Origin of the sequence: Pseudomonas nitroreducens (genome assembly GCF_010994165.1) — a bacterium.
Classification (GTDB): Bacteria; Pseudomonadota; Gammaproteobacteria; order Pseudomonadales; family Pseudomonadaceae; genus Pseudomonas; species Pseudomonas nitroreducens.
This window is the reverse complement of sequence record NZ_WMBX01000002.1, coordinates 66,787-79,407: the sequence shown is the minus strand read 5'-3', so window position 1 is coordinate 79,407 and position 12,621 is coordinate 66,787. Positions and strand designations below refer to the sequence as shown.

Below are 12,621 nucleotides of genomic sequence, written 5' to 3'. Positions count from 1 at the left end.
ATACCACCGTGCAGAGGACAGCCCCCTCTCCCTCCGGGAGAGGGCTGGGGTGAGGGGAAACCCATTGAAGGAAGAGCCCCATGCAAACCAAACTCCTGATCAACGGCCAGTTCGTCGCCGGTGAAGGCACCAAGCTGGATATCCTCAACCCCTCCACCGGCGAGGTGATCGGCCAGATCGCCGAAGCCAGCGAAGCCCAGGTGGATACCGCGGTGCGCGCCGCCAACGCCGCCTTCGACGGCTGGTCGCAGACCGCGCCGAAGGACCGCGCCATGCTCCTGCTGCGCCTGGCCGACCGCATCGAGGAACACGCCGAGGAACTGGCCCGCCTGGAGTCGGAAAACTGCGGCAAACCCTACGCCGCCGCGCTGAACGACGAGATCCCGGCCATCGCCGACGTATTCCGCTTCTTCGCTGGCGCCTGCCGCGTGCTGCCCGGCTCCGCCGCCGGCGAGTACCTGCCCGGCTTCACCTCGATGATCCGTCGCGACCCGGTGGGCGTGGTCGCCTCCATCGCACCGTGGAACTACCCGCTGATGATGGCCGCATGGAAGCTCGGCCCGGCGCTGGCCGCGGGCAACTGCGTGGTGCTCAAGCCGTCGGAACAGACCCCGCTGACCGCCCTGCGCGTGGCCGAATTCATCGCCGAGCTGTTCCCCGCCGGCGTGGTCAACCTGGTCTTCGGCCGTGGCCCGAGCGTGGGCGCGCCACTGGTCAGCCACGACCTGGTGCGCATGGTCTCGCTGACCGGCTCGGTGGGCACCGGCAAGGCCATCATCAAGAGCGCCGCCGACAGCGTGAAACGCCTGCACATGGAGCTGGGCGGCAAGGCCCCGGTGATCGTCTTCGACGACGCCGACCTGGAAGATGTGATCGCCGGCATCCGCACCTTCGGCTTCTACAACGCCGGGCAGGATTGCACCGCCGCCTGCCGCATCTATGCCGGCAAGAAGGTCTACGACAACTTCGTCGCCGATCTGGCCAGCGCGGTATCCAGCCTGAAGACCGGCCTGCAGAACGACCCGAATACCGAACTCGGCCCGTTGATCACCGCGGCCCAGCGCGACCGCGTCTCCGGCTTCGTCGAACGGGCCAAGGCCAGCCCGCACATCCAGATCGCCACCGGCGGCAAGATGGTCAGCGGCAAGGGGTTCTTCTACGAACCCACGGTGGTAGCCAACGCCCAGCAGGACGACGAGATCGTCCGCCGCGAGGTGTTCGGCCCGGTGGTGTCGGTGACGCCGTTCAGCGATGCGGACGAGGCCGTGCGCTGGGCCAACGACTCCGACTACGGCCTCGCCTCGTCGGTGTGGACCAAGGATGTCGGACGCGCCTCACGAGTCGCGGCGCGCCTGCAGTACGGCTGCACCTGGGTGAACACGCATTTCATGCTGTGCAGCGAAATGCCCCACGGCGGCTTCAAGCAGTCCGGCTATGGCAAGGATTTGTCGATGTACGGCCTGGAGGACTACACCGTGGCGCGGCACATCATGTTCAAGCATTGAGTCGCACACACATGCAGACACTGTAGGAGCGAGCTCCTGCGTGGGAGCGGACTCCGTCCGCGATGTCCCATCGCCGCCCCAGGATCGCCGGATCAGATCAACCCGGCCAGCTTCAACCAATGACGGTAGAAGCCTTCCGCCACCTGGTTCATCGCCGCCACTCGCTGCGGCAGACCGTCGAGCATGACTGCTGCGCTCTCCTGGCTTGGCTGACTGGGATCGAGGTATTCCGGGAAACCGTTGACCCAATCGCTGACCAGTTCCTCGGTCATTTCCGGGTGGCCCTGCAGGCCGAGGATGCGATCGCCATAGCTGAAGCCCTGGTTCTCGCACCAGGGGCTGGACAGCAGGCGCGTGGCGCCTTCGGGGATGTCGAAGGTATCGCCGTGCCACTGGTAGATCGGGAATTCGTCGGGCAGGTGCGCCAGCCACGGGCTCTGGCCTTCCTGGCGGCGCATCGGCTGCCAGCCGAGTTCGGTGTACGGCAGGCGACGGATGTCCGCGCCCAGCGCCTTGGCCAGCAACTGGCCGCCCAGGCAGTGGCCGATCATCGGTACGTCGCGCTCGATGAAGCGGCGGATTGCCGCGATCTCGTCGCGCAGCCATGGCAGGTCGTCGTTCACACTCATCGGCCCGCCCATGATGGCGACGGCCCTGGGCCGTTCCAGGTCGTAGCCTTGCAACTCGCCCAGGTCGGCACGGCGGACGTCGAACGGCAATTGCAAACGGTCGAGCACCACGCCCAGATGGCCGGGCGGGCAGAAATCGACGTGGGTCAGGATCAGGATATCGGTCATGGTCACCTCCGCGCGGCAGTCTGCCGCATCGGTGGCGCCGGGGGAACCGGGCGTGTCCGCAAGGTCCTTCTTGCATCGCCGCCTTTGCCGACGTGAAGAAGCGCGCCGTCACTGCTGGCGACGGCGCGCTGTCGGGTTTCGCGGGTAGAAGATCGGCCGCCATGAAAAGCGGCTCAACGACGTGCTGCTAGCGCAGGGAAGTGACCTCCTGGGTCACGCCCCATCCATCGAGAATACCGCCCAGTGGCACCACGACCTCCTCAAGATCGTGTTCGAAATCACCGATGGCGGCGTGGGTGGCGAACATCACCTTGCTGATCTGCAGGCTCCAGCCGCCGTCATCGCGGGCCTCGACCTGGGTTCTCAGCGATTCGCCGCGAAACTGCCGGGCAGCTTTGCGGGCGTTCTGTTCATCGGAAAAGATGGCGAAAAAGTCGATGGGATGAATGCGTGCGAAATCGAAGCCACCTTCCTTCATCCGGCGCAACACGTTGACGCTGATATCCTCCGAGAGGGGCTTTTCCATGGTACGCACCTCCTGTCGAGACGTTCAGAGTGTATTCCCCGCCAACGAACGCGGCCTTGGCGGTCGCGTTCCGGGCACTTCAGTGTGCCGCCAGGAAACGTCAAATGCCGCAACGTCCCCCGAAATGGTGGCCAACTCCGCCGAACGCGCCGAGCGGCGCAACGGAAATATAGCGGCCACATTTCTCAGCGTAGCGTCTCGGCGCCCGACCTGCCGCTACTTTGACGCTTTGCTCCGCTCGGCGGCGACAGGCGGCGGATGGCGCAACCCCGCGGCACTAGCCGCCCAGCGCGATGCACAGGCCCGTCATGGCAACGCCAAGGGCCGTGAAGCCCAGCGCACCCGGCCAGGGGGAGTCACCGGACCAGCGGCTGAGCAGCCAGCCCAGGCCAAACAGCATGACCACACCGATGCCCTGGGCAATGCGCAGTGCCATCAGCTCGTCCGGCACCAGCCACAGCGGCAGGATCAACGGCAGGGTGATGCCGCTCACCAGCAGCACGATCAGCAACGCCGCCAGCCAGACAGCGGCACCGCCACCGCGCGGCTGACCGATACCCAGTTCCGAGGCCATCAGCCGCTGGCGCAGGCTCCAGACCTCATCCGGATGGAGCACTGCCACCAGCCTGGGCGGCAGGAACTCGTCGAGCCCTTCACGAAAGTCGGTGTCGCTCGAAACACCCCGCAAAGCGCGCAGCCGCCCGTGCTGGTGCACCCGCTCCACCCGCAGGCGCACCAGCAGCATCAGGGCATCCACCACGCCCCAGGCGATGTTGCAGCCCAACGCGGCGACGATCAGGTCCTGTCGGCTCGCACCGCCACTGGCAGCAGAAATCACCGAGATGATGGTCAGGGTCATGATCACCCCGTAGGTCATCTCGCTGATCCGGTCGAACGGTGTGGTGATGTCCTGCAGCACTCGCTGCCAGACAGAGGGCTGGGGTTCGGGGATTCGCTGCATGGGACGGCCTCCTTCGCCGCCCCTGCAGTCTACTCAGGCACGGCTGAGCCAGGCCATCACCCAGCGGTTGATCGCCGGGGGCGACAGCTGACCGGACCAGTACATGGCGCGGAACATCGCGCCAATGGGTCGGTGCACGCCGCCACTCCGGGCCTGGCGCCAGGCGGCCCGAGCGATGTCTTCGGCGACCAGGGTGACGCCCAGGCGGCGCAATACCGGGGGCTCGAAGGTCTGGCTGGCGACCATCGGCGTGCGCACGAACGGCGGCATCAGGTCGGCGACGCGGATGCCGAGCTCGCGCCACTCCAGCTCCAGCGCCTCGGTCAGCCCACGGATGGCAAACTTCGAGGCCGAATAACTGGCCATCTGCGGCACGCCATACAGCCCGGAAGCCGAGCCCATGTTCAGCACCTGTGCACCCGGCGTGCGCTTGAGGTACGGTAGCGCGGCATAGCAACAGTTGAGTACGCCCTGCACATTGATGGCGATGATGCGGTTGTGCTCGGCGAGGCTGATGTCCTCGAAACGCCCGAAGCGCAGGATGCCCGCGCAGTTGAACAGCAGGCGCAGGTGGCCGCCGTTGGCTTCGGCGAACGCGTTCACCGCCGCCGTTACGGCCTCGGCATCGGTAACGTCCAGCGCCCTTTGCCAGGCGCCATCCAGTTCGGCGGCGAGGTTCTCCAGCGGCTCGGGATTGAGGTCGATCAGACCGACGCGCCAGCCATTACGGTGGAAGAGCTTCGCGGTAGCGGCGCCGATGCCGGAGGCGGCACCGCTGATCAGGATGGAATTCATCGGCGTGCTCCCTGCAGATGGCCGGCGAGATAGTTGGCAACGTCCTGCAGCGCCCGGTCGGCCACGTCCAGCAGGCCGGCGTGAGCCTGGAACACATGCCAGCAGCCGGGGAAACGTTGCAGGCTGACGCTCACGCCATGCCGCCGCGCCGCGTCGGCGAAGCGCAGGCTGTCGTTGCGCAGCACTTCATCCTCGCCGACCTGGATCAGCAGCGGCGGCAAGCCGGTGAGATCAGCATGCAGCGGCGACAGTTGTGCGTCCACGCGCGGCATGCCCGGCGGGCAGAACATCTCCATGGCGCTGTCCATCCAGGCGCGGGTGATCAGCGGATCGCCGGCCGTTGGCGCGTGCAGATGCTCGGCGGAGAGATCGGTCACCGGCGAGAAGGTCACCAGCGCGCCCGGCACCGGCAGCCCCTGCTTCTTCGCCTCCAGCGCCAGTTGCAGGGTCAGATGGCCCCCCGCGGAATCTCCGGCGACGGCGATGGCGGATGCCGGGATGCCTTTGTCCAGCAAGGCGCGGTAGGCCGCCACCGCGTCCTCGCGCTGGGCCGGGAAACGGTGCTCCGGCGCCAGGCGGTAATCGATCACCCACACCTCGGCCTGGCAGCGCCGCGCCAGGTTGGCGGTGATCGCCCGGTGGGTCGCCGGCGAGCCAACCAGATAGGCACCGCCATGCAGGTAGAGGATCACCCTGCCCTCGCCGCCCCCATCGGGACGCCAGACCTCGGCCGGGACACCGCCCAGCGTCGTCTGCTGACGATGCACGCCGCGAGGCGTCAGGGTTGCGGCCGTCAGCCCGCGCAGCAATGCACGTTGAGCTTTCACCGGCAACTGCGGGCCCATCAACCCGCGGAACAGCAGGTTGAGCGTGCCACGCAAGGTGGCGGTCAGGAGTTTCTGGCGGATCGACAGCGGTACCACGGGCTCAACGGATGCAGTCATAGTCGGCGAACTCCGGCTGGCGGGTCTGTTGGCGGTAACGGAAGGTGAAGCCCGGCCAGTTGACGGTGTTGCGGCCGCTTTCGGTCTTGTACCAGCTGCTGCAACCGCGCTCCCAGATGGTGTGCTGCAGGTCGTGCTGCAACTGGCGATTGAAGCCCTGCTGTACCTGCGGTTTGAGGTCCAGGTACTTCAGGCCCTCGCGCTGGATGCGCTGCAGGCAGCCGAGTACGTAGGGAAACTGGCTCTCCAGCATGTAGATGATGGAGTTGTGCCCCAGGTTGGTGTTCGGTCCGTAGAGGATGAAGAAGTTGGGGAAGCCGCTGACGCTGATGCCCTTGTACGCCTCGGCGCCGTCGCTCCAGGCCTGGTTCAGCTCGCGCCCGGCGAGGCCGGTGATGCGCATCGGCGCGAGGAACTCGGTGGCGGCAAAGCCGGTGCCGTAGATGATCGTATCCACCGGATGACGCTGGCCGTCGCGAGTGACGATGGCGTCTTCAGTAACCTCACGGATGCCGGTATCGACCAGCTTCACGTTGCTGCGCGCCAGCGCCGGGTAGTAGTCGTTGCTGATCAGGATGCGCTTGCAGCCCATGGGGTAATCCGGCTGCAGCCGCGCGCGCAGCTGAGGGTCGGCGATGCTCTTGCGCATGTGCAGGTGAAAGCTGATCCGCATGAATTTCATCATCGGCGGGAACACCGTGAAGGCCAGCGCCCGCGCCTCGTGCTGCACGTACTTCAGCCCACGATCCAGACGCTGCAGCCAGGGCAGGCGCGACTTGATGCGGCGCTCCCAGCCGGCGTAGGGGCGATCCGGCTTGGGAATCACGTAGGCGGCGCTGCGCTGGAACAGCAGCAACTCGGCGACTTTCGGCGCGATCTGCGGGACGAACTGGATGGCGCTGGCGCCGGTCCCGACCACGGCCACGCGCTTGCCGTCCAATGGCGTGCCATGGTCCCACTGCGCGGAATGGAAGGCCTTGCCCTGGAAGCGCTCGATCCCCGGCAGCTTCGGGATCAACGGGCGGCTCAGTTGGCCCAGGGCGCAGACCAGCGATTGCGCGCGCAGCTCTTCGCCATCTGCGCAGGTTACGCGCCACTCACCGGCGGCTTCATCGAAGTTTGCCTCGCGTACCTCGCAGTTGAAGCGGATGCGTTCGCGCAGGCGGTATTTATCGGCGCAGTGCCGCGCGTAGTCGAGGATTTCCGCCTGGGGCGCGAACTTGCGCGACCAGTCGGCCTTGGGTTCGAAGGAGAAGGAATACAGGTGCGAAGGCACGTCGCAGGCAGCGCCCGGATAGACGTTCTCGCGCCAGCAGCCGCCGACGTCGGCGGCCTTTTCGAGGATCAGGAAGTCGTCGATCCCGGCCTTTTGCAGGCGGATCGCCAACCCCAGGCCGGCGAAGCCGGCACCGATGATCAGCACGCGCGGGGCGGCCGATCGACGGGATGATGTTGTCATTGTTGTGCTCCCGGTTCTTATGTCCGCGCAGCGGCGGATGACAACATCCTAGTGCGACTTCCCGTCACGGGTTATGGCATAGTCGGACAGAAAATTGTGACTTTCGGTCACCCTGACTCCCGAGGTTTCGATGCCTGCTACCCCAGCCTGCTCCCCCCGGCGCAGTGCCATCAGCGTGCAGCTCATGACCCAGTTCGGCCTCGACCATGGCATGACCCTGGAACAGTGCCTGGGCCGCACCGGACTGGACATCGGTGTGCTCGCCGATCCCGGCGCCGAGGTGGAGGCCACCCAGGAACTGGAGTTGCTGCGCAACATCAACCGGCACATCGGCCAGCGCCCCGGCATCGGGCTCAAGGCCGGCCTGCGCTACCACCTCAACGCCTACGGCATCTGGGGCTTCGCGATGCTCAGCAGCTCGACCTTCCTCAGTGCCGCGCACCTGGGCCTGCGCTACCTCGACCTGACCTATGCCTTCCACCGCATGACCCTGGAGGAACACGACGGCGAAGCGCACCTGGTGCTGGACGACACGTCCGTGCCGGAAGACCTGCGCGACTTCCTCATCGACCGCGACGGCGGCGGTGTGCTGCGCATCCAGCGCGACCTCACCAACCAGCCGCCGCCGATTCGCCAGGCGCTGTTCCGCCGCGAAGCGCCAGCCGACCTGCAGCCCTATATCGATGAACTGGGGGTGAAACCGCTGTTCGGCCAGACGGAAAACCGCATCGTCTTCGACAGCCACATTCTCGAAATGCCGCTGCCGGGCGCAAACCCGGAAGTGGCGCGGCGCTGCGAGGAGCAATGCCGCGCCCTGCTCGCCCGGCGCCAGGTACGCACCGGGCTTTCCGGGCAGATCCGCGACCGCCTGCTGGGCACGCCGGGGCGGCTGCCGGACATGGAGCAACTGGCGGATGAGTTGCACATGACCTCGCGCACGTTGCGGCGCCGGCTGGAAGGCGAAGGCAGCAGCTATCGCGCGCTGCTCGACGAGGTGCGCCAGGCGCTGGCCGAGGAATTGCTGGCCACGGGGGCAATTCGTCTGGAGGAAATCGCCGAGCGACTCGGCTACGGCGAGGTGTCGAACTTCATCCACGCCTTCCGTCGCTGGAAAGGCGTGACGCCGGGACGTTTCCGCCGCCGTTAGAAAATCTGCTGACGATCTTGCGAGCAGAGCCGTGGTAGGCGGAGAACGCCCGAAGAGCGGAGTTTACGTTCTGTAAATGAGCATCTGAGGGCGCTTTCCAACGCCCTACGGCCGACGCGCAGCAGATCGTAGACGGTTTTTTAGAAGACCAGCTTGTAGCCGATCATTGCCAGCATGATCGCCAGGCACGGGCGCAGCACGCCGTCCGGAATACGCCCGGCCAGGTGGCTGCCGATGTAGATGCCCGGCAGCGAGCCGATCAGCAGGTAGCCCAGCAGGCCCCAGTCCATGTTGCCCATGCTGGCATGGCCGAGGCCGGCGACCAGGGTCAGGGGCACAGCGTGGGCGATCTCGGTGCCCACCAGACGGCGGGTGGCGAGGAAGGGATAGAGGATGAACAGCGCCACCGTACCCAGGGCGCCGGCGCCGATGGACGTCAGCGCGACCATGCCGCCGAGGATGGCGCCGGTGATCACGGTCAGGGTATTCAGCCGGGGGCCGCTGAAGTGGAAGCTGTCCCCGGCGTGACGCTGGGCGAAGGCCAGCACCTGCTTCTTGAACAGCACGGCCAGCGCAGTGAGCAGCAGCACGACGCCCAGGGCGTTCTTGATCACCGCGTTCATGGCCGCGGTGTCGGTATGCAGGCTGTGCAGGAACAGCAACGTCAACGCGGCAGCCGGGACGCTGCCCAGGGCCAGCCAGCCGGTGATGCGCCAGTCGATGTTGTCGTTCTTGCGGTGAACCAGGACGCCGCCGGACTTGGTGATAGCGGCATAGAGCAGGTCGGTGCCTACCGCGGCGGCAGGGTTGATACCGAACCAGAGCAGGATGGGCGTCATCAGCGAACCGCCACCGACACCGGTCATCCCAACGATAAAGCCTACGACAAGACCCGCGACTACAAACCCGATATTGCCGAAATCCATCTACGCGTCCTGACTGGCGAAACTGATCACCTCGTGGTGTGGCCGGGAGGATACTGACTTTTCTTATAATCCATTAGACCGATGTGGTCTTACTTTATAACTGTCTTTTGCTGAAATCTGGATGGGCCGCGCCTGCGCGATGTCATCTGGAATGGCACTCCTGGCGCAGCGGCAGGCAAGAAAAAGGGGCCCGAAGGCCCCTTTTCACCGGCTCATCGATCACTTCACGTCAGGCTTGCCGTCAACCACACCGGTCTTGTTATCCAGCAGGGCCTGGGTGGCGGTCTGAATGAAGGACTCCAGTCGGGTCTTCATCTGCGACTGCTCGGGGGTGTTTTCGATGCGGGTGACACCGAAGTCCTTGCCCAGCTTGTAATCGTAGACACGGATGTCGCCTTCCTTGGGTTTGATCAGGATGCGATTACCGTAAACCAGCGCCACATCCTGGCCACTGCCCGAGGGCTTGATCATGCCGAAGCCCTTGTCACCCTCGGGCAGGTTCAGCAGGTCGCGGCCCCAGCACTGGTGGCGCGCTTCGCCGCCCAGGCGACCCATGATGGTCGGCACGATGTCGATCTGGGTGCCGACGGTGTCGCGAGTGGCGCCGAACTTCTCCTGAATGCCGGGCGCGACGACCAGCAGCGGCACGTTGAAGCGGAACAGATCCATCTCGGTCAGTTGCTCGGGGGTACCGAAGCCGTGGTCGCCGACGATCACGAAGATGGTGTCCTTGTAGTACGGCGACTTCTTGGCCTTCTCGAAGAACTGGCCGAGCGACCAGTCGGAGTAGCGCATCGCGGTCAGGTGCTCGTCCAGGCTGCCGTAACCGGTCACCGGCTGTACCGGCAGGTCCTTGGGCAGCGCGTAGGGCACGTGGTTGGACAGGGTCTGCAGCAGCGCATAGAACGGCTTGCCGGTGGCTTCCAGCTTGTCCAGTTCCTCGTTGCCGCGAGCGAACATGTCCTGGTCGGAGACGCCCCAGGTCGGGTCGGAGAACACCGGGTTGACGAAGTCATTGCGGCCGATGAACGAGGTCATGCCCTGGTTGGCGAAGAAGCCGGACTGGTTGTCCCAGGCGAAATCGCCGTTGTAGACGTAGACGTCCTCGAACTTGCGCGCCGACAGCAACTGCGGCAGGCCGGAGAACTTGTGGCCGCCCTCGGGCGTCTGCATCAGGTACTCGAAGCCCGGCAGGTTGGGGAAGCACGCCATGGTGGCGAACATGCCCTGGTGGGTGTGGGTGCCGTTGGAGAAGTACTGGGTGAACAGCAGCCCTTCCTTCGCCAGCTTGTCGAAGTTCGGCGTGATCTCACCCGGAGCGCCCAGGGCACCGACATAGTGGCCGGCAAAGCTTTCCATGAGGATCACCACGACATTCTTCACCGGCAGGGTGCCATCGGCTGGCGGCGTGTAGTCGCGGCGAACCGGCGCGTCATCGGCATCCACCAGCTTGTCGTCCGGCATCACCAGCATCTGACGCACCGTGGCCAAGGCCTGATCCTGCGGCAGGGTCGACTTCCAGATATTGTCGCGGTCTTCGGAGAAGCGGCTCTCGGCGGCCTTGATCAGGCTCAGGGTGCCGTTCAGGCCGAGCTGGTTGGCGAACTGCGAGTCCGTGGTGAACGCATCACCCCAGCGCAGCGGCGGGCCCTGGCGCAGGGTGCCGCGGGCGGCGACGACGCACAGCAGGACCATGACCAGGAAGACGGCGGTACGGATGTACCAGGCGGCCGCCGACGGGCCGCTGGCGGCCGGACGGGTGGCGCGGTCAATACCCTTGAACAGCAGGTACAGCAGCCAGGTGGCAAAAGCCCAGGCCAGCAGGTAACGGACCACCGGATAGCCGTACCAGATCATGCTCATGACCGTTTTCGGGTCTTCGGACATGTACTGGAACACCAGGCTGTTCAGGCGCTGGTGGAACTCACGGTAGAAGTCCATCTCCAGCACCCCGAGGAACAGGGTGATGCTCGCGGCGACGGTCAGCCAGGCCTTCCACAGCCAGCGCCAGCCCATGGCGCGCACACTGACGATAGCGAACACCAGCGGAGCAACGATGTAGACCACGGCGCGGATGTCGAAGCGCATGCCGGTGAGGAATGCTTCGACAAAGGTAGAGGCCGGCGTGCTGCCGATCAGCTCGCGATTATAGATCAACAGCGCCAGGCGCAGCAGGGAGTACATCACCATCAGCGTGACGACGCTGAGCGCGGTGAACGCCAGATGGCTGGACACGGTCGGCCGCGTGAGGCTCGCACCGGTCTGGCGATTGGTCAGGACTTCTGATTGGCCCATTTCTTGGTTCCGTAATGAACGTGTGGGTTCGAAGGTGCTTCGCCTAGGCCGGGCAGAACCGTGGCCCACGCAAGCACGAAAGGCTGCGGCATTACACCGCAAAAGCAGCGGCGGCGCATTCTAAAGTGCGCCGTTTGAGCGGACATTAAGCCTGGCATGCCAATCGTTTCGGGATGATGCAAGGGTGAATCGGCGCATGTGGGACCGCCCAAGGGCGGGCAGAGTGCCGTAGAGCGCGTGAAGAAAATGTCGTGGCGCGGGGCTTGTCCCCGCGCTTGCGCGACGATCAGTCGTTGGCCCGCTTGCCGATGGCCTGCAGTACGTACTGCGGCAGGGCGAAGGCGCCCTGGTGGATAGCCGGGTTGTAGTAGCGGGTCTGGATGCCGCTGGCGGCGAAGCGCTGGGCCAGGGTGGTCACGTCGACGTGGCGCAGGGCCGGGTTGGTCGAACCCCAGGCGAAGGTCATCGAACCGCCGATGTAGGTCGGTACCGCCGCCTGGTAGAAGTGCCAGTCGGCGAACAGGCCGTTCATGCGGCCGGCGGTATTGCGCACGGTGTCCAGTTGCATGAAGGGTGTGCCGTTCTGGGTCACCAGCACGCCGCCGTCGTTCAGGCAGCGATGGCAGGCCTGGTAGAAGTTCTCCGAGAACAGCACTTCGCCGGGGCCGATGGGGTCGGTGGAATCGGAGATGATCACGTCGAACTTCTCCGTGGTGGTGGCGACGAAGCGCATGCCGTCGTCGATCACCAGGTTGAGCCGCGCGTCGTCGAAGGCGCCCTGGGAATGGTTGGGCAGGAACTCCTTGCACATGTCGACCACGGTGCCGTCGATCTCGACCATGGTGATGTGCTCGACGCTGGCGTGCTTGGACACCTCGCGCAGCATGCCGCCGTCGCCGCCACCGATGATCAGCACGCGCCTGGCGTTGCCATGGGCGAGGATCGGCACGTGGGTGAGCATCTCGTGGTAGATGAACTCGTCGGCCTCGGTGGTCTGGATCACGCCGTCCAGCGCCATCACCCGGCCCATGCGGGCATTCTCGAAGATCACCAGGTGCTGGTGCTCGGTGCGCACCTCGTGGAGCATCCTGTCGACGCTGAAACGCTGGCCATAGCCGTCGTAGAGGGTTTCCTGGTAATCGTGCATGAGTGCGCTCCCGTCGGGACAAGACAATAGGAGGGGACGGCCGGGCCGCCCCGAAAGAGGCGCGCATTCTACGTGCCCATCGATGACAGGTCGAACCCTGCCGTCGGCGCCAGCCTTCC

The 12,621-nt window shown here is 65.4% G+C and carries 11 protein-coding genes; 2 read left to right on the top strand and 9 right to left on the bottom strand.

Translation table 11 applies throughout. The features are described from left to right. Positions 1-80 precede the first annotated feature (80 nt). Positions 81-1,505 carry a gamma-aminobutyraldehyde dehydrogenase gene (locus GJV37_RS08365; protein ID WP_170860183.1) on the top strand — a complete coding sequence of 475 codons (1,425 nt, stop codon included), beginning with the start codon at positions 81-83 and terminating at the stop codon, positions 1,503-1,505. Positions 1,506-1,597: 92 nt separating this feature from the next. Here the strand turns inward: GJV37_RS08365 and GJV37_RS08360 are convergent, their stop codons facing one another. The 6 genes from GJV37_RS08360 to GJV37_RS08335 all read right to left on the bottom strand — a co-directional run bounded on the left by GJV37_RS08360 (position 1,598) and on the right by GJV37_RS08335 (position 6,987). Continuing rightward, entirely contained in the window at positions 1,598-2,302 is a 705-nt protein-coding gene (locus tag GJV37_RS08360) for a type 1 glutamine amidotransferase (RefSeq protein WP_065327620.1), read from the bottom strand. A 187-nt stretch (positions 2,303-2,489) separates the two neighbouring features. Then, entirely contained in the window at positions 2,490-2,828 is a 339-nt protein-coding gene (locus tag GJV37_RS08355) for a ribonuclease E inhibitor RraB (protein WP_024765445.1), read from the bottom strand. Between the two features lie 277 nt (positions 2,829-3,105). Further along, positions 3,106-3,789, bottom strand: a complete 684-nt coding sequence (locus GJV37_RS08350) for a VIT1/CCC1 transporter family protein (RefSeq protein ID WP_054908468.1) — start codon at positions 3,787-3,789, stop codon at positions 3,106-3,108. Positions 3,790-3,822: 33 nt separating this feature from the next. Next, the gene (locus GJV37_RS08345) at positions 3,823-4,584 is read right to left on the bottom strand and encodes an SDR family oxidoreductase (RefSeq protein ID WP_084359148.1); all 762 of its coding nucleotides are present in this window, start codon (positions 4,582-4,584) and stop codon (positions 3,823-3,825) included. Next, positions 4,581-5,528: an alpha/beta hydrolase gene (locus tag GJV37_RS08340; RefSeq protein ID WP_170860184.1), complete on the bottom strand. Its 948-nt coding sequence runs from the start codon at positions 5,526-5,528 to the stop codon at positions 4,581-4,583. Before GJV37_RS08340 ends, GJV37_RS08345 begins: the two co-directional genes overlap by 4 nt. Further along, on the bottom strand, positions 5,512-6,987 hold the full coding sequence (locus tag GJV37_RS08335; protein ID WP_084359152.1) for a flavin-containing monooxygenase: 1,476 nt from the start codon (positions 6,985-6,987) through the stop codon (positions 5,512-5,514). The genes GJV37_RS08340 and GJV37_RS08335 overlap by 17 nt, the downstream gene beginning before the upstream one ends. 130 nt (positions 6,988-7,117) lie before the next feature. On the opposite strand from GJV37_RS08335, the gene GJV37_RS08330 reads away from it, so the two are divergent. Then, positions 7,118-8,134: an AraC family transcriptional regulator gene (locus GJV37_RS08330; protein WP_037017623.1), complete on the top strand. Its 1,017-nt coding sequence runs from the start codon at positions 7,118-7,120 to the stop codon at positions 8,132-8,134. A 140-nt stretch (positions 8,135-8,274) separates the two neighbouring features. Here the strand turns inward: GJV37_RS08330 and GJV37_RS08325 are convergent, their stop codons facing one another. The 3 genes from GJV37_RS08325 to speE all read right to left on the bottom strand — a co-directional run bounded on the left by GJV37_RS08325 (position 8,275) and on the right by speE (position 12,502). Beyond that, positions 8,275-9,060, bottom strand: a complete 786-nt coding sequence (locus GJV37_RS08325; RefSeq protein ID WP_169887878.1) for a sulfite exporter TauE/SafE family protein — start codon at positions 9,058-9,060, stop codon at positions 8,275-8,277. Positions 9,061-9,279: 219 nt separating this feature from the next. Next, a complete protein-coding gene (locus GJV37_RS08320; RefSeq protein WP_193452322.1) occupies positions 9,280-11,355 on the bottom strand; it encodes an LTA synthase family protein in 2,076 nt (691 codons plus the stop codon). Between the two features lie 286 nt (positions 11,356-11,641). Beyond that, on the bottom strand, positions 11,642-12,502 hold the full coding sequence (speE, locus tag GJV37_RS08315; RefSeq protein ID WP_024765438.1) for a polyamine aminopropyltransferase: 861 nt from the start codon (positions 12,500-12,502) through the stop codon (positions 11,642-11,644). Positions 12,503-12,621: the final 119 nt, after the last annotated feature.

What these genes read in the sequence shown, in the direction of transcription:
- GJV37_RS08365 (WP_170860183.1), top strand. Translation starts at nt 81, where the DNA reads ATGCAAACCAAACTCCTGATCAACGGCCAGTTCGTCGCCGGTGAAGGC.
- GJV37_RS08360 (WP_065327620.1), bottom strand. Translation starts at nt 2,302, where the DNA reads ATGACCGATATCCTGATCCTGACCCACGTCGATTTCTGCCCGCCCGGC.
- GJV37_RS08355 (WP_024765445.1), bottom strand. Translation starts at nt 2,828, where the DNA reads ATGGAAAAGCCCCTCTCGGAGGATATCAGCGTCAACGTGTTGCGCCGG.
- GJV37_RS08350 (WP_054908468.1), bottom strand. Translation starts at nt 3,789, where the DNA reads ATGCAGCGAATCCCCGAACCCCAGCCCTCTGTCTGGCAGCGAGTGCTG.
- GJV37_RS08345 (WP_084359148.1), bottom strand. Translation starts at nt 4,584, where the DNA reads ATGAATTCCATCCTGATCAGCGGTGCCGCCTCCGGCATCGGCGCCGCT.
- GJV37_RS08340 (WP_170860184.1), bottom strand. Translation starts at nt 5,528, where the DNA reads ATGACTGCATCCGTTGAGCCCGTGGTACCGCTGTCGATCCGCCAGAAA.
- GJV37_RS08335 (WP_084359152.1), bottom strand. Translation starts at nt 6,987, where the DNA reads ATGACAACATCATCCCGTCGATCGGCCGCCCCGCGCGTGCTGATCATC.
- GJV37_RS08330 (WP_037017623.1), top strand. Translation starts at nt 7,118, where the DNA reads ATGCCTGCTACCCCAGCCTGCTCCCCCCGGCGCAGTGCCATCAGCGTG.
- GJV37_RS08325 (WP_169887878.1), bottom strand. Translation starts at nt 9,060, where the DNA reads ATGGATTTCGGCAATATCGGGTTTGTAGTCGCGGGTCTTGTCGTAGGC.
- GJV37_RS08320 (WP_193452322.1), bottom strand. Translation starts at nt 11,355, where the DNA reads ATGGGCCAATCAGAAGTCCTGACCAATCGCCAGACCGGTGCGAGCCTC.
- speE (WP_024765438.1), bottom strand. Translation starts at nt 12,502, where the DNA reads ATGCACGATTACCAGGAAACCCTCTACGACGGCTATGGCCAGCGTTTC.